This window comes from Deinococcus psychrotolerans (assembly GCF_003860465.1).
In the GTDB taxonomy this organism is placed as follows: domain Bacteria; phylum Deinococcota; class Deinococci; order Deinococcales; family Deinococcaceae; genus Deinococcus; species Deinococcus psychrotolerans.
In genome coordinates this window covers 771,917-788,588 of record NZ_CP034183.1, presented here as the reverse complement: position 1 = coordinate 788,588, position 16,672 = coordinate 771,917, and the positions used below count along the sequence as shown (strand labels likewise).

At 62.9% G+C, this 16,672-nt stretch carries 11 protein-coding genes; 7 read left to right on the top strand and 4 right to left on the bottom strand.

Translation table 11 applies throughout. From position 1 onward, the window contains the following. The first annotated feature begins 42 nt into the window (after positions 1 to 42). Positions 43 to 2,658 carry a U32 family peptidase gene (locus EHF33_RS03820; RefSeq protein WP_420889951.1) on the top strand — a complete coding sequence of 872 codons (2,616 nt, stop codon included), beginning with the start codon at positions 43 to 45 and terminating at the stop codon, positions 2,656 to 2,658. A gap of 70 nt (positions 2,659 to 2,728) precedes the next feature. Here the strand turns inward: EHF33_RS03820 and EHF33_RS03815 are convergent, their stop codons facing one another. Next, on the bottom strand, positions 2,729 to 3,166 hold the full coding sequence (locus tag EHF33_RS03815; protein WP_124868044.1) for a TlpA family protein disulfide reductase: 438 nt from the start codon (positions 3,164 to 3,166) through the stop codon (positions 2,729 to 2,731). A gap of 149 nt (positions 3,167 to 3,315) precedes the next feature. On the opposite strand from EHF33_RS03815, the gene EHF33_RS03810 reads away from it, so the two are divergent. The 5 genes from EHF33_RS03810 to EHF33_RS03790 all read left to right on the top strand — a co-directional run bounded on the left by EHF33_RS03810 (position 3,316) and on the right by EHF33_RS03790 (position 8,835). After that, complete coding sequence (locus EHF33_RS03810) at positions 3,316 to 5,061, top strand: alkaline phosphatase (RefSeq protein ID WP_124868042.1); 1,746 nt, start codon at positions 3,316 to 3,318, stop codon at positions 5,059 to 5,061. A 128-nt stretch (positions 5,062 to 5,189) separates the two neighbouring features. Beyond that, positions 5,190 to 5,615: a hypothetical protein gene (locus EHF33_RS03805; RefSeq protein WP_206431602.1), complete on the top strand. Its 426-nt coding sequence runs from the start codon at positions 5,190 to 5,192 to the stop codon at positions 5,613 to 5,615. Beyond that, entirely contained in the window at positions 5,612 to 6,298 is a 687-nt protein-coding gene (locus tag EHF33_RS03800) for an ABC transporter ATP-binding protein (RefSeq protein WP_124868040.1), read from the top strand. Before EHF33_RS03805 ends, EHF33_RS03800 begins: the two co-directional genes overlap by 4 nt. Then, entirely contained in the window at positions 6,295 to 7,485 is a 1,191-nt protein-coding gene (locus EHF33_RS03795) for an ABC transporter permease (RefSeq protein ID WP_124868038.1), read from the top strand. Before EHF33_RS03800 ends, EHF33_RS03795 begins: the two co-directional genes overlap by 4 nt. A 105-nt stretch (positions 7,486 to 7,590) precedes the next feature. Then, positions 7,591 to 8,835 (top strand): esterase-like activity of phytase family protein, encoded by a 1,245-nt coding sequence (locus EHF33_RS03790; protein ID WP_124868036.1) that lies wholly within the window; start codon positions 7,591 to 7,593, stop codon positions 8,833 to 8,835. 292 nt (positions 8,836 to 9,127) lie between these two features. On the opposite strand, the gene EHF33_RS03785 is transcribed toward EHF33_RS03790, so the two are convergent. Genes EHF33_RS03785 through EHF33_RS03775 form a run of 3 tightly spaced genes read right to left on the bottom strand, consistent with a single transcriptional unit; the run spans position 9,128 to position 14,210 of the window. Further along, positions 9,128 to 10,309, bottom strand: coding sequence for a trans-sulfuration enzyme family protein (locus EHF33_RS03785; protein ID WP_124868034.1), 1,182 nt, complete (start codon positions 10,307 to 10,309; stop codon positions 9,128 to 9,130). 33 nt (positions 10,310 to 10,342) lie between these two features. Next, positions 10,343 to 11,125, bottom strand: a complete 783-nt coding sequence (locus tag EHF33_RS03780) for a nitroreductase family protein (protein WP_124868032.1) — start codon at positions 11,123 to 11,125, stop codon at positions 10,343 to 10,345. Positions 11,126 to 11,162: 37 nt separating this feature from the next. Next, positions 11,163 to 14,210 (bottom strand): DEAD/DEAH box helicase, encoded by a 3,048-nt coding sequence (locus EHF33_RS03775; RefSeq protein ID WP_241191239.1) that lies wholly within the window; start codon positions 14,208 to 14,210, stop codon positions 11,163 to 11,165. Between the two features lie 179 nt (positions 14,211 to 14,389). On the opposite strand from EHF33_RS03775, the gene EHF33_RS03770 reads away from it, so the two are divergent. Beyond that, entirely contained in the window at positions 14,390 to 16,663 is a 2,274-nt protein-coding gene (locus EHF33_RS03770; protein ID WP_241191238.1) for a vWA domain-containing protein, read from the top strand. The last annotated feature ends 9 nt before the right edge of the window (positions 16,664 to 16,672 follow it).

The following is a 16,672-nucleotide window of genomic DNA, read 5'->3' as shown; positions in this document are numbered from 1 at the left end:
GCTCACCCTGCGGCCTTCACCATTTCGCTACACTGATCCGTTATGTCCAGTGATGCCCGCTCTACCTCTGCCCAGTCGGCCCCCGAACAGCTCAGCCTCAAACCGCGCTTCAAACCCGAGGTGATGAGTCCGGTGGGCGGTTGGCCGCAGCTCCGCGCCGCCGCCAATGCCGGGGCCGACGCGGTGTTTTTTGGAGTGGAGGCCTTTCACGCGCGGGCCAAGGTGGGCTTCAGCAACGAGGAATTGCCCGAGATCATGCGTTACCTGCACGAGCGCGGCATCAAAGGGTACGTGACCTTCAACGTGCTGGTGTTTGACCGCGAGCTGCGCGAAGCCGAGCAGCAGCTCCTGCACCTGTCTGCTTGCGGAGTAGACGCCATCATTGTGCAGGACATCGGCGTAGCGCGGTTGGCCGCCGAGGTGGTGCCGGACTTGCCGATCCACGGCTCTACCCAGATGAGCATTACTTCCGCTGAGGGCGCACAGCTCGCCCACCGCTTCGGGGCCAGCCGGGTGGTGCTGGGCCGCGAACTGAGCCTGCCCGACATTGCCCGCATCCGCGCCGCCACCGACGTCGAGCTCGAAACCTTTGTTCACGGAGCGCTGTGTGTCAGTTATTCGGGCCAGTGCTTTTCCAGCGAGGCCTGGGGCGGGCGCAGCGCCAACCGGGGCCAGTGTGCTCAGGCCTGCCGCTTGCCTTACGACCTCTTCGTGGACGGCCTCCAGCGTGATCTCGGCGACGCCCGCTATCTATTGTCGCCCGGCGACCTCTACGCGCTGCATCAGGTTCCCGAACTCATCAGTATCGGGGTGCATTGCCTCAAAATTGAAGGCCGTTACAAGGACGCCGAATTTGTGGCGCTGACCACCGCCGCCTACCGCAAGGCCGTGGACGAGGCCTGGGCCAAGCTGCCACTCAGCATCACGCCGCAAGACGAGCGCGATCTGGCGCAGGTCTACTCGCGGGGCCTGGGGCCGCACTTTATGGCCGGAACCAACCACCAGACCGTCGTGCGGGGCCGTGCGCCGCGCCACCGGGGGGTGCGGGTCGGTACGGTCACGGCCCTGACTGGGCGCGGCGTGGTCGTCAAGCTCAGCGAAGACCTCAAGGCTGGAGACGGCCTGGTGTTCGACGCGGCCAACTGGCGAGCGCCGGAAGGCCGTGAGGAAGGCGGATTTTTGTATGGCGGCTGGGGTTACGGCGCAGGGCAAAACAACCAGCCACTCGAAGCGCTCAAGTCTGGGCAAGAAATTGAGCTGCGCTTTGCCAAAGGAGCTGTCAATCCTGATCGGGTGCGCTCCGGCGACTGGGTCTGGCGCACCCATGATCCCGCCCTCGACGCCCGCGTGCGCCCGCTGCTCGACAGCGCCGACCCGCTGTACACCCGGCCCGTGACGATGCAGTTTGTGGGCAAGGTGGGCGAGGCCCCGCGCCTGACCCTGACCGACGAAGTGGGCCGCATGGTGACAGCCACCGGCGAGGCCCCGCTCTCCGAGGCCCGTAACCGCGCCCTCGACGAACAAACTCTGCGCGAGCAACTCGGCAAGCTGGGCGGCACGCCGTACCACTTGGCCGACTTGGACATAGAGCTGGTGGGCGCGGGATTTTTGCCCGTCAGTGCCCTGAACGCTCTGCGCCGCGACGCCACCACCCAGCTCACCGCGCTGAGGGGGCAGGTTCCAGAGCGCCGCGCCCAGCCATTATTGGAGGCCAGCAGCGGTTCAGCCGATCTGGCCCCCGCTCCCCAGACGGCTCCGCGTCTGCACCTGCTGGTTCGCACACCCGAGCAGTTGGGAGCCGCCATCGCCGCGTATCCCGAGAGCATCACGCTGGATTACCTCGAACTCTACGGCCTGCGGCCCAGCGTGGAGCAAGTTCAGAACGCGGGCATCACGGTGCGGGTGGCCAGTCCGCGCATTCTCAAGCCCACCGAACAAAAGCTGCAAAAGTTCTTGCTGTCGCTGAACGCTGAACTGCTGGTGCGCTCCGGCGGGCTGCTGGAAGGCCTCCAAAATGTGCCGAACCGCCCCGATTTGGTCGGCGACTTTAGCCTCAACGCCGCCAACGCGCTGAGCAGCCGCGCTCTGCTGGCGCTGGGCCTGAACCGCATCACGCCCACCCACGACCTCAACGCCCAGCAAATCAGTGACCTCGCCGCGCTGATCGGGCCGGACAAGCTCGAAGTGATCGCTTACGGCCACCTGCCGGTCTTTCACACTGAGCACTGCGTATTTTGCCGTTTCCTGAGCGACGGCACCGATTACACCAACTGCGGCCACCCGTGTGAGAGCCATCAGCTGGCCCTGCGCGACGAGCGGGGCCGCCTGCATCCGGTGATGGCCGACGTGGGATGCCGCAACACCGTCTTCGAGGGCCGCGCCCAGACGGGGGCTGCCCACCTCCCCACCTGGCTGGAGGGTGGCCTGCGCGACTTCCGCTTGGAGTTCGTCCACGAGAGCGCCGAGGACGTGCGCGAGGTGGTGGCCGCCCACCGCGCCTTCTTCGCGGGCAAGCTCAGCTCCGCCGAACTGGACAGCCGCCTGGCGCTGGTCGGCGGCGGCAGCACCGAGGGCAGCTTCTTCGTGCCGCCGAGCTTTGGCGCTGGCTTGCCTGCCCCCGACGCGTTTTCTGAGTTGTCGGCCCTGCCGATGTTGTAGGAAGGTGAATAAGATGGGATGCGGCTGACGCGGCCCTTGTCGGCGCTTCAAATTCCCATAGCCCGAATTCCTACTTTCCCCACTTCTCCAATTCCGCTGCCGTCAGCGGCCCAAATTTGAGCGCCCGCACTTTGCCGTCCGCGCCCAGCAGTACGCTGGTGGGCAGTCCGGGCAGCGGCCAGCCGCGCAAATCTGCGGTGCGGGCAAACGTCAGGGGCAAGCCTCCCAGTTGATTTTCCTTCCAGAAACTCAGCACGCCTGCCGGTGACTCGCCCACATTCACCGCCACCACGTTCAGCTTGCCGGAACGCTGGGCAGCGTCCAGACGCGGTAATTCTTCGCGGCACGGCGGGCACCACGTCGCCCAGAAATTGAGCAAGGTCACGCCCTTGGCGGCGGGTTTGAAGCGGCTGACACGGCCCTGTGAATCACTCAGCGTCAGTGGCGGCGCGGCGCTTCCCACCGCCAGCGCGGGTAAAGTCAGCAAGGTCAACAGGGCGGCGAACATACTCTTACTGTGCCTGAAGTCGGATCAGCCGCGCTACTGGTTCAGTTTATTTTGAACGGACGCCTCTAGACTTGCCTGCTCAAAAGCTGACACAAGGCTGACCAAAGCCTTAAACCCACCTGACACTTAGCCGATTCAATGAAAGGCGTATGAAAACCCCATCTTTGGTTAAAGCTTCTCTGCTCCTCGGTACGCTCCTCGCCTTATCCAGCGCTGCCGCCGCCGAGGTCAAGATTTACCCGTATAGCGGCGCTCACGTTCTGGCCGGCCAGAAGTTTGATTTGCGGGTAGAAGTCAGCGGCGTCGCGGCGGGTGCGGAAGCCAGCGTGATGCTGGACGGCAAGCCCGTCGCGGGCCTCATCAAAACCAACAGCGCCGCCGATACGGTGGAATACACCCTGCGCGGCGTGTCGCTGCTTGCCGGAAGCCACACCGTGACCGTGACCGGAGCCGCAACCGGACAGGCGACCATGATTGCCGAAGCGCCCGCCACCGTCGCGCAGGCCAAAAAAGTGATTTTGTTTATCGGTGACGGCATGGGTTGGAACACCGTCCGCGCCGCCGAACTCGTGGCGCACGGCTACAACCCCGACAACGGCATGCCGCTGGGCCGCTTGGAAATGGAAACTGGCCTGAGCGGACTGGCGACGGTCACCAACTCCAGCTACGACTCGTTTTTGACCGACAGCGCCAACACCGCTTCGTCCATCGCCACTGGCCAAAAAGTCTTGGTCAACGCCCTGAGCGTCTACCCCGACAACACCAAAGACTCGTTGGACAACCCGCGCATCGAAACCATCGCCGAAATTTTGAAGCGCAGCAAAAATATGGGCATCGGTCTGGTCAGCACCGCCTTTGGCACCGACGCCACGCCCGCCGCCTTCGCCGCCCACACCCGGTTGCGCGGCGATTATTCGGCGGTGGCCGACCAGTACTTTAAGGGCAGCGCCAAGCCCGATGTGCTGCTGTTCGGCGGCAGCAACGATTTCATTTCCCAGACTGTGCCGGGCAGCCGCCGCAAAGACGCCACCAACTGGATCGACGACTCGCAAAAAATGGGTTTTACCTTTGTCAGCAGCCGCGCCGAACTGATGAAGGCCAACACCACCAAGCTGTTCGGGCTGTTTAACCTCAGCAATTTCAACAGCTACCTCGACCGGGTGCAGTTTAAAGACCCCAGCGTTTTGGGCGATTTCAAAGACCAGCCGTACTTGTGGGACATGACCCAAAAAGCCGTGGAAACCCTGGACAAAAACCCCAACGGCTTCTTCTTGATGGTGGAAGGCGGCATGATCGACAAGTTCGAGCACCCGCTCGATTGGCAGCGCGGCGTTTGGGACGTGCTGGAAATGGACAAAGCGGTGGCGTGGGCCAAGGACTACCAAAAGACCCACCCCGACACGTTGGTGCTGGTCACGGCGGATCACGCCCACTCGATCAGCACGTACGCGGGCTATGACCACACCAAAGGCCCGGGCAACCGCGACGCCGTGCTGGTCTACCAAGACGGCAAATTCCCGACCTACAGCGACAAAAAAGACGTGAACGGCATTCCGATGGTGACGCCGACACGTGGCCTGGCAGTGGGCTTTGCAGGCGTGCCGGACTACTGCGAAACCTTCACGGCCCGCCCCATTTACAAAGACCCCACCATCAGCGACGGCAGCGGCGGCTACGCGCCCAACCCCGACATCTGCAAAGAAGAAGGCGCGTACTTCCGCACCGGCAACCTGCCGCGCAACACCAACCAGGGCGTTCACTCAGCCGACCCCGTGCCGCTGTTTTCCTTCGGGCCGGGCGCTCAGAACTTTGTGGGCATGATGGATCAAACCGACATCTTTTTTGCGATTGCCAAAGCGATGGGCGTAGACGCGACGAAAGACGCGGGCAAATAAGCCTTTGACGAACGGCTCGGAGCAAGATCAAATTTGGCGCTTTACAGCACCCCTCTCCCCCTGTGGGCGGGGGGTTTTTGAGCCTGCTCCATACCACTGCCCTGACAATCCCCTGAAATACTCCAGTGGTGAAACCCGCCCTTTTCGCGCTCTGGGCAGCGCTGCTGCTCTCGGCAGCGCAGGCCCAGAGCAGCCTCAAATTCAGCGAGATGTACAGCAAAGTGACGGTGCGCGGCATCGAGTTTAGCCCCAAGTTGCAGGGCATGAGCGGCAAAAGCGTCAGTATGGTGGGCTTTATGGCCCCGCCGCTCAAGCCCAAGCTGGACTTTTTCGTGCTGACCAAAGCCCCGATGAGTTCGTGTCCGTTTTGCAGCACGGTGGCCGATTGGCCGCCCGACATCGTGTTGGTCATCATGCCGGACGGCAAATTGCTCGACCCTAGCACCGGGGCGCTGAAAGTCACCGGGCGCTTGGAATACGGCATCAAAAAAGACGACCAGACCGGCTTTGTCAGCTTGGTGCGCTTGTACGCCGACAAAGTAGAAAATCAGTGACTCAACTGGCGGTGCAGAACCTCACCTACCGGCACGGCCCAGAAGTGGCGCTGACGTTTCCCAGTTTTGAAGTCGGCAAGGGTGAGCAACTGGCCCTCATCGGCCCCAGCGGTGCGGGCAAAACCACGCTGCTGCACTTGATCGCCGGACTGCTGCGCCCAGAGAGCGGGCAAATCCGCTTTGACGGCCAAATCATCAGTGCGCTGAGTGAAAGTGGCCGCGACGCTTACCGCGCCCGCAGCGTCGGCTACGTGTTTCAGGACTTTCACCTGATGCCCGGCTACAGCGCCCTGGAAAATGTGCTGCTGGGCCTGGGCCTATCGGGAATGCGCGGCCCACAGGCCAGAGAACGCGCCGCCGAAGTGCTGAGCGAACTGGGCCTCGGCGCTCGCCTGCGACACACCCCGCGCCAATTGTCGACGGGTGAGCGGCAACGGGTGGCGCTCGCCCGCGCAGTCGCCCACCGCCCCGCTCTGCTGCTCGCCGATGAACCCACCGCCCATTTAGACCGTGCCAGAGGCGTGCAGGCCCTCAAACTCCTTCAAGACACTGCCGCTGTGCTGGGGGTCACATTGATTGTGGTCACCCATGATCCCCTTGTTATGGACGCCTTCGGGCGGCTGATTGAAGTCGGTGCAGTTGCCCCACACCGATCTCCAGAACAGACCCTGGTGTTGGCATGACACTCTGGATCACGCTGCGCAATCTGCGGGTGCGCGGCTGGGCCACTTTCCTGACGGTGCTGGCGGTGGCGCTGGCCACCGCAACCGCTCTGGTGGTGCCGCTGGTCAGCAAACAGGTGGAGCGCGGCGCGGCGGACGCGGCTCAGGTCTTTGATCTGCTGATCACCGCCAAAGGCAGCCCCACCCAGGCGGTGCTGAGCAGTCTTTTTTATCTGGACGAGCCGATTGGCAATATTCCGTATGCCACTTACCAGAAGCTGGCCGACGACAAGCGCACTCTGCGGGCCGTGCCGTTGGGCTTCGGCGACAATTATCACGGTCTGCCGATGGTCGGCACCAATGCCCGCTTTTTTGAGCAGCGCCTCAAGCCGACCTTGCCGCCTTACTTTCATGTGGAGTCCGGGCGGTTGTTTGCCGGCCCCCTTGAAGTGGTGATCGGGCAGGCGGCGGCGCGGCAAACCGGCCTCAAGCTGGGCGATCAGTTCAGGAGCGCCCACGGCTCAGAAGAACACGCGGGCGCGGAAGAGGAAGAACACGCCGCCGAATACAAGGTGGTGGGCATTCTGGCAGCCACAGGCGGGCCGGTCGACCGCGCCATCGTGACCGACATTCAAAACCTATGGGAGGTTCACGGCCAATTCACCCCCGAGTCTCGCGGCGTGACGGCGGTGCTGTACACGGCGGCCAAGCTGGGCGATCTGTATTCGGTGTCCAGCCAGATGAACGCCACGCCGAGTGCACAAGCGGTCTTTCCCGGCCAGGTCTTTGCCAATGTGCGCTCGTTCGTGCTGCAGGGCCAGGCGGCGTATGCGGCCCTCAGCGTGCTGGTGCTGCTGCTGGCCGCGCTGACCATCTGGCTGAGCGTCTACGCGGCCAGCTTAGACCGCGCCCGCAGCGTGGCGCTCCTGCGGGCGCTCGGCGCAGGGCGCAGCACGGTTTTTGGCGTGGTGCTCTTGGAAACTGCCGTGACGGTGCTGCTGGGACTCCTGCTGGGCGTGGGGTTGTCGTACGGCGTCAGCGTACTGGGCGGCCAACTGCTGGGTGGCCGCCTCGGTTTTGCCCTGCCCGCGCCGGTGCTGGACTGGGCCTTGCTGTTCAGGGTCGCGGCGCTGTTTCCGCTGGGCGTGTTGGCGGCTTTGCCTCCGGCATTCGGCGCGGCGCGGCAAAGTCCGGTGGCTCAGTTATAGAGGGGTCGGTGGGGAGTGTTTTGTGCAGGAAGCCTGCCGGATAGGCTGACTCAGCGCTGACCGAAAGACCATCTCGGCCTGACACTGGGGTGGCAAGGTGAAGCCATGAAAAACCTGATCTTGGGATGGAGTGTGTTGGGCTTGCTGGCGGTGTCTTCTGCCGCGTCTGCGGTGACCCTTAGCGGCTACGCCGTACTGCCTGCCGATACGTTTGCGCCTGGCCCCGACAGCGGCCAGTTTGATGGCTCAGGCCGCAAAGCTGACGCGCCGCGTTTTAAAGGCCAGCCGGTGCAGGGCTTCAGTGCGGTGCAGTTTGGGCCAAATGGCACCTACCGCTTGATGCCAGACAACGGCTTTGGCACTAAATACAACAGCCCCGATTCCCTGCTCCGCGTCTATACCCTGAGTCTGACGGCCAAAACCAAGCCTGCCGAAGTCGGGAAGGTAGAAGTCGGTAGCTTCATTACCCTCAGCGATCCCAACCGCAAAGTGCCTTTTTTGATTGTCAACGAAAATACCCCCAAGCGCCTGTTGACCGGCGCGGACTTTGATATCGAGTCGTTTGTAGAAGTGCCGGATGGCACCCTCTGGTTTGGCGAAGAGTTTGGGCCGTTTTTGCTGCACACCGATGCCAGCGGCAAAGTCCTGAGTGCGCCGCTGCCCACGCCGGATTACGGTGCTGGCAAAGACGCCACCAAAGATCAGGTCAAGTCGCCGAATAACCCTGCACTGTTGGCGTCGTCGCCGAACCCGGGTCAGATGAGCGCTGCCACGCTCGGCAGCAGCAAAGGCTTTGAGGGCATGAGCAGCAACGTAGCCCGCACCAAGCTTTACCCGCTGCTAGAGGGCACAGTTATCGGCGACGCCGCAGGCACCTTACGCCTCCACGAGTTTGACGTGCCGAGCGGGCAATTTACTCGTCTGATTGGACGCTATAAATTGGAAGACCCCAGCAATTCTATTGGCGATATGACGGTCATCAATGACAATGAATTGCTGGTGATTGAGCGCGACCAGAACTCAGGCGACGCAGCCAAACTCAAAAAGATTTACAAAATTGATCTGACTCAACTCGGTAGTGACGGTAACTTCATTAAGGTAGAAGTGGCAGACTTGCTCAATATCAAAGATCCTCAAAACTTAGCCGGATTTGGCGAAATCTTCCGCTTTCCCTTTGTCACCATTGAAGATGTGCTGGTCATTGATAAGAACACCATTCTGGTCGCCAACGACAACAATTATCCCGGCACAGGCGGGCGCGGCAAAGACATCAAAGACCCCAACGAACTGATTTGGTTGACTTTAGATACACCGCTGAATGTGGCGGTGGGCGTGGGTCTCAAGAAGTAACACCAACCACCGAAAATTTGGTGATGGGTATAAGTTGCGAAGTGATCGCAGGGGCGGCGAAGCGCCTTCGTGGGCGCTGTTCACACCAAGAACGGGAGGAGGAAAAATACGAGTTTCACGCCATGGACGTACAGGTGGTGCGTCTTGGGCAGAACGGACGCGCTTGAGCACGCCTGCCCGCGTCTCGGGCAAAACGAACCCCCATCAGGGGAGCTAAGGAGTTGGTGGATAGAGCTTGAGGCAGGTCTTTTTGAGTTTTCCCTCACCGCTGACCACCAACCACTCACCTTATCTACTCCAGCGCTCCCTCGATGTCTCCCAGAATATCGTTCACGTCTTCAATGCCGATGGAAATCCTGAGCAGGCCCGGCGTGATGCCCAGCCGCCGCCGCTCGGTCTCGCTCAGCGCCCGGTGCGAAGTGCCCCAGGGCCACGACAAGGTGCTCTGCACGTCCGCTAAGCTGGGGGCCAGCGGGATTTTTCCGGCCAGCGCTTTCACGAAGCTCGGCGCGTCGTCGATGTCGGCGCTCAGCATTCCGCCAAAGCCGTTCGGGAAAAGTTCGGCGGCACGAACGAACTGCGGATGAGAACTCAGGCCCGGATGGTAGACCCGGCTGACGCGGGGGTGATTGGACAGCACATCGGCCACCGCCTGCGCGTTGCCGGAGTGCGCCCGCATTCTCAGGCCCAATGTCTTAAGGCCCTGCATGGTCATCCAAGCGTCGAAGGCGCTGATGGTGCCGCCCAGCCGCAGCAGGCGAGTTCTCGCAGCGGCGATCAGATCGGCCCGCCCACAGGCCACGCCGCCAAAGGCGGTGCTGTGGCCGCTGAGGTACTTGCTCAGTGAGTGCGTCACCAGATCGGCTCCGTGGTCGGCAGGCCGGAACACGGCGGGGCTGGCGAAGGTGTTGTCCACGCTCAGGATGGCTCCGTGGGTGTGGGCCAGCTCGGCCAGCGCGGGCACGTCCGGCACCGTCAGCAGCGGGTTGGTCAGGCTTTCGACGTGAATCACTTTGGTGTTGGCCTTCATGGCGGCCTGCACTTCTTCCAAGTTGCAGGCGTCCACGAAGCTGACTTCGATGCCCAGCCTCGGAAACTCCTCACCCAGCAGCGCGTAGCTGATGCCGTACACGCGGGCGTCGGTGACGACGTGGTCGCCGGACTTCAGCACCCCCAGCAAAGAAGCGCTGATGGCGGCCATGCCGCTGCCCGCCACCAGAGACGCCTCCGTATTTTCCAAGATGCTCATGGCCCGTTCCAGCGTGGCCGCGTTGGGCGTGCCGTTGCGGTAATAAAAGGCGCTGGGTGCTCGCCCACTCATGCTTTCTTCCAGCGCGTCCAAGTCGGGGTAGGCGTAGACGGTGCTCTGATAAATCGGCTCGGCCAGCGGGACAGACGCGTTGGAGCGGGCTTCCTCACCGGAGCGGGCAGCGAGGGTGGTCAGATCGTAGTTGGTGCGGTGAGCATCAGACATACCGCCAAGATAGTGCTTCTCCCGCCGCTCGGCTTACTCCCCCCGGCTCAATCCCTGCGTTTTGAGCGCTCCTTGCAGCGTTTCCTCCCGCTTTTCCATGCTGCCGCCTTCGCCGAAGTAAGCGTTGAGCAGCCGCGCCCAGTCGCCGGGTTTGCCGGTTCTGGCGGCAATCGGATTCATCTGCTCGGTGGCGGCCCTGAGCTGCTCGGCGCTGCCGTCTTTGTAGGTGTTTTCATGAATGACCAGTGGGCGCGGCAGGCGGGGGCGCTGCGCCACGTCCTCGGCGCTCTTGCCGATGGTCAGCGCCGCGAACGGCAGCACCTTGTTGGGCAGTTCCAGCAGCTCGATAATCTCGGCCAGTCCGTTCATCACCCCGCCGATCCAGCAGCCCTGATAGCCCAGCATCTCGGCGGCCAGCAGCATGTTCTGGCCCGCCAGCACCGCGTCCCCGATACCGAAGTGAAGATCGATGGCGGGCGACTGTCCCGGCTCGTATCCGGCCACCTCGATGATCTGGCGCACGCGGCGGGTGTCCGAACAGATCATGAAGCTCTCGGCGGCGCTGGCGATATGGGCGTTGGCCGTCAGCTCGGCTACTTTCTGTTTGGCCTCGCCGGTCAGCCGCACGAACGAATACAGCTGGGCGGTGGCGTCGGTGGGCGCGTGCTGAGCAGCGTACAAAATGGTGTCGAGGTGCTCGGCGGGCATCTGTTCTTCGGTGTAGTGGCGCACGGTGCGGTGGGCTGCAAAAAAAGCGCGAACCTGTTCGGGGGTTTGCTGGCGGGTGGGCAGGGTCGCGGCGGGGGAGAGAGTCATGCGCAGAAGTCTAAGGGGCCGCGCCTCCCGGCAATGGTCAGCTTTCCCCCGCTTGCTCCTGCTCCGGCGCTTCTTCCAGCGGGGCAAACAACTTGTCGAGGTCTTGCGTGCTGAGCTGCCCCGAATCGCTGAGGCCCGCGCCCAGGATGCCCTGCGAGAGCGCGGCCTTGCGGGCCTGCATCTCCAGAATCCGCTCCTCGACGCTGCCCGAGGCGATCAACTTGTAGACGAAGACCGGCTTGTCCTGCCCGATGCGGTAAGCCCGGTCAGTCGCCTGATTCTCGGCGGCGGGATTCCACCACGGATCGTAGTGAATCACGGTGTCGGCGGCCGTGAGGTTCAGTCCCACACCACCGGCCTTGAGGCTGATCAGAAAGACCGGCTTTTCACCGCCCTGAAACGCCTCGATCTGGGCGGTGCGGTTTTTGGTCTGTCCAGTCAGCTTGGCGTATGGGATGCCCAGTTCGCTCAGGGTGTCTTCCAGCAGGCCCAGCAAGGTGGCAAAAGCGCTGAAAATCAGCACCCGGCGGCCTTCCTCGATCATCTGCGGTAAGTTGCCTGAAAGCCAGTCGAGCTTGGCATTGCTCCTGACTTTGCGGGCCACCTCCAACTTGACCAGCCTGGGGTCGGTGACGGCCTGACGCAGCTTGAGCAGCGCGTCCAGCACGGCGATGGTGCTGCGGCCTAAGCCCCTTGCGGCCAGTTCCTCGCGCACCCGCTCCTGCATGGTCACGCGCACGGTCTCGTAGAGGTCGCGCTGGTCGTTTTCCAAACTCAGCCGCACCGGAATTTCGGTTTTGGGCGGCAACTCTTTGGCCACCTCGCTTTTCTCGCGCCGCAGCAAGAAGGGCCGGACGCGGGCGGCCAGCGCGGCGCGGCGGTGCAAGTCGCCCTGCTTTTCAATCGGCGTGCGGTAGAGCTGCCCAAAGATTTTTTCGGTGTAGAGCAGTCCCGGCATCAAAAAATTAAACTGCGACCACAATTCACCGAGGTGGTTTTCTAAGGGCGTGCCGGTCAAGCACAGGCGGTGGCGGGCCGTTAAGCTGCTGGCGGCTTTGGCCGAAGCGCTGCGAGCGTTTTTGATGTTTTGGGCTTCATCCAAAATGATCAGGTGGTACTCGTGGACGCTCAGCTGATCGAGGTCACGGGGCAAGAGTGGATAGGTGCTGAGGATCACGTCGAAGTCGCCGATCCGCTCGAAGTCAGCTTTGCGCTGCGGGCCGTGGAGGGTCAGCACTTTTAAGCTCGGCGCGAATCTGGCGGCTTCGGTGCGCCAGTTGCCCAGCACCGAGGTCGGCGCGATGACCAAGCTGGGCCTGTCGGCTCGGCCCGCCTGTTTCTCGGTGAGGAGGTGAGCCAGCGCTTGAACCGTCTTGCCAAGCCCCATGTCGTCGGCCAAAATCCCGCTCAACCCGTATTCGCGCAGAAATTGCAGCCAGCTCAGGCCCTGCACTTGATAAGGTCGCAGCTCGGCGTTGAGGCCAGTGGGCGGCGCTACCGGCGTGATTCCGGCGAAGTCGCGCAGCCGCTGACCAAGTGCCAGAAGCTGTTCTGCGCCGACCCAGCGTCCCCGGAGGGCTTCTTCGAGTTGGGCGAGGCGGGCGGCGTCGAGCAGAGGCAACCGCAGGGGCCCAGCCGGGAGGTCACGCAGATTGAGTTCGACCAGCACGCCTAAAATCGCCTTGACCCGTCCGGCAGGCAGCGGCAAGCGGTGGCCATCCGGCAAAGCGGCGTAAAGCAGTTCTTCGTCTGAAAGTTGCGCCAGCGCTTCGGAGCTGAGCAGGTCGCTGCGGGTGGCGATCAAATCCACCAGAATCGGCAGCAGGCTCAGCCGCTCACCGCCCACGATCACGCCCAAATCCAGCGTGAACCAGCCGCCGTCTTGCTCGGTTTCGCCGTACCAGTCTTCGATTTCGGCCAAATTGTAGGGAAAGGCGGACGTGATCTCCACGTCGATGCCCTTTTCGCGCAGCAGCGGCACCTGCTCGCGCACAAAGGCAAACCACTCGGCCTCGGTGGCAAACCCCAGCGAGCCGCCGTCGGCGCTGAACATCAGGCGCTGGTTGGGCGGCAGCAGCTTGCCGATTTTCTTGAGTCCGGTGCGGGTCAGCAGTCCGGCGGCGCGGCGCTCGGCGGCGAGGTCGCGGGCGGTTAGCGTCAAGGTGCCGCCGTCTGGGCCAGCTTCAAACTGAGGTTTGGCGGCGTACCAGGGCTGGCCGCCGTAAAGGTGCGTCACCTCCGCTACCCCCAGCGGCGCTCGGCTTGGCATCGGGCCATAAGCGTGTTTGCGCTGGGCGACAACCGGGCGGTAATCGAGGCGCAAGCGGGCCTGATACGGCAGTGGACGGCTTTGAATCTCCACCGGGCGCGGCGCGGGCAGCCGCTCACCCAGCGGCGCGAGGGCGCGGGCCAGCGCTGCGGCTTCCTGCGGCGGCACCGGCGGAATACTCAGGAAGGCTTCTCCAAGTTCGGGCGGCAAGCTGGCTTCAAGGTGGCCGAGCTGATCGCCGCGTTTGTACCACGCGGGCGTGATCGGCAAAATTTCTACGCCCGCCGGAAGCTGGCGCACGGGCCGCTGCGCTCCCCCTTCGTCAAATTGCCACTCCAGCGCGTCGGTGAGGTTAGGGCCGAGCGTCAAAACCGGCAGGCCTTCTTCCCACAGCAGCCGGCCCGTCGCCAGCAGGGTTTCTAAAATGACGCTGCCCAGCGGTGTCCCTTCCAAAAACAGCGCTTCGTCACTGCCGATCAGCCCGCCCTGAGCGCTGCTGGCCAGCAGCCGCAGGGCCGCGTGGTCGCGCCGGGCGTAGACGGGCAAGTCGCGGGCACTTCCGGCGAGGTCGTAGCGCAGGGCGTAAGGCAACTTGAACACGCTGCCCAGCCGGAAATCCTCGCCTTCACGAACGGCACGGCGCACCCGGATCGCCAGCCCCAAACGGCGGGCGCGGTAAGGGTGAATGCCCAGCACGAACACCAAAGTATTGCGCTCGGCGTCGCCTAAATCGGCAAAGCGCTGCTGCGTTTGGTCGAGCCAGCGCTTCAGGTCGGCAGACAGCGGTGCGGTTTGCTGGGGGAGCGCGGAAGCCATTGGGTCATTCTCGCTCATGAAGCCGCGAAGTGCGCCGAAGCGGCCTTCATATTGTGTGCGAACTTGCTTACTGCTAAGCTGAATGTTCTCCAGTTCAGTGCTTTCGTTTGCGTCCTTGTCTGTCGTTCAGTTGTCTGCCCGCTTCACGCTCTGGCCCGCTGCTGTTGGAGGTTTTGCCTATGACCATGCGTCTGCGCCCAAGTTCGGCACTCAGCACCTTTCTTCTCAGCTTGGGCCTGAGCGTGGGTTTGGCGCAGGCACAGGCCACCACACACGTCGAGCTGATTCTGGACTCTTCCGGCAGTATGTTCAGCCGCTTGCCTGACGGCCAGAGCCGCATCAACGTCGCCAAAGACGTGCTGCAAAGTTTTATTGCCAGCTTGCCGGATGATCCTGGCTTGAATGTGGGCCTCAGGATTTACGGCGCTCAGGTGGCCTCGGGCGCGGCGGCCTGCACCGATTCGGCGCTGGTGTTGCCGATGCAGGGTGTCAGCCGCGCCGCCCTGCAAACTCAGGTGGCCCAGACCCGCCCCAAGGGAGCCACCCCGATTGCCTACTCGCTGCAGCAAGCGGGCAGCGACTTTCCCAAAGACAGTGGCAAAAAGCTGATCGTCCTCGTCACCGACGGCCAGGAATCCTGCGGCGGCAAACTCAGCGGGGTGATGGACAACTTCAAGGCGCTGGGCATCAACGTGGATTTGCGGATCATCGGAATTGATCTCAGCGACACGGCTAAAAAGAGCTTTAACGGCGTCGGCACTTTTGAAAATGTGCAGTCGGGAGCTCAGCTGGCCTCGGCGCTGGGCCGCGCCACCCAGCAAGTCGTTCAGCCGGTGCAGACCTTGCTGCCCGTGACCGTTAAGCTCACCTCGGGCGGTCAGCCGCTCGTCAGCGGCGCGACTGTGCGCTTTGAAGCGGCGCTGGGCGGCCTCAAAACTGATTTCCAGAGTGGGGGGAGCGCGTATCAGGCCAGCCTCGCGCCGGGCGTGTACTCGGCTCAAGTGAGCAGCACCGAGTCCGGCACCCAGATGTTTGGCGGCCTCAGCGTGGCGGTGGGCGCGGCCAACACCTTCAGCTTTGAAGTCGGCCAAGTCGGGGCCGTCAAGCTGGAAGTTGCTCCCTTACCGCCCACAGCCGGCGGCAAACTCAAGGTGACGTTCTCGGCTGCACCTGCCGGAGAGCGCAACTGGATCACCATCGCCCAAAAAACCGACGCTGACAGCGCTTACCTGGATTACCAGTTTGCCGCCGGCGCTGCGGGCAGCTTGGAACTCAATGTTCCCGACGAAGAAATAGAGTACGAAGTGCGCTACCACCTCGCCAACCCTGACGGCTCCACGCGGGTGGTGGGGCGCAGTGCCCCCTTCACGCCGAGGCGCGTCGCGGCCAGCTTGGACGGCCCGGCGAGCGCAGTGGGCGGCAGCCAGATTCAGGTCAACTGGACGGGGCCAAACAATGACCGCGATTACGTGACCATCGTGCCCAAGGGAGCCGCCGAGGGCACTTACACCAGTTATTTTTACACCAAAGATGCCAACCCCGGCAAAATAGACGTGCCGATCGCTCCCGGCGATTATGAGCTGCGCTACAGCAGCGACAACTCGGCGCGGACGATGGCCAGCCGCCCGGTCACGGTCAAGGCGGGCAGCTACGCGCTCGAAGCGCCCCAAACGGCCAGCGCGGGCAGTCCAATTTCAGTCAAGTGGACGGGGCCAAACAATCCCGGCGAGTGCGTCACCATCGTCAAGAAAGGTGCGCCGATCGGAACGTTTAATAAATACTTCTACACCCGTGACGGCAACCCCGGCAAGCTGCAAACCCCGCCGGAAGCGGGCGACTACGAAGTGCGCTACTCCACCGAGGGAGCCAGCCCCAACCCGACTTTGGCCAGCGTGCCGATCACCTTGACGTCCAATCAGTACAACTTGGACGCGCCCAATACTGCGCTGGCTGGAAGCAAACTCAGCGTCAAGTGGACGGGGCCAAACAATCCTGGCGATTACGTGACCATTGTCAAAAAGGGCGATCCGGTGGGCACCTATACCCAGTATTTTTATACCCGTGACGGCAATCCCGGCGCACTTCAAACGCCGCTGGTGGTGGGCGACTACGAGCTGCGCTACTCCACCGAAGGCGTCAGTCCCAATCCGACGCTGGCCAGCCGCACACTCCAACTCACGGCCGCCAGCTATAAGCTCGAAGCGCCCAGTAGTGGCCCACGCGGCGGCACGCTGCAAATCAAGTGGACGGGGCCGAACAATCCCGGTGATTACGTCACCATCGTCAAAGCGGGTGCGCCCACCGGCACGTATACCGAATACTTCTACACCGCCGCTGGCAACCCTGGCAGCTTGCCTTTGCCTGCCGAAGCGGGGCAGTACGAACTGCGCTACTCCACCGAGCAGGCCAGCCCCAACCCGACGCTTTACAGCTTGCCGTTTACCGTGAAATAAGCGGCGGCT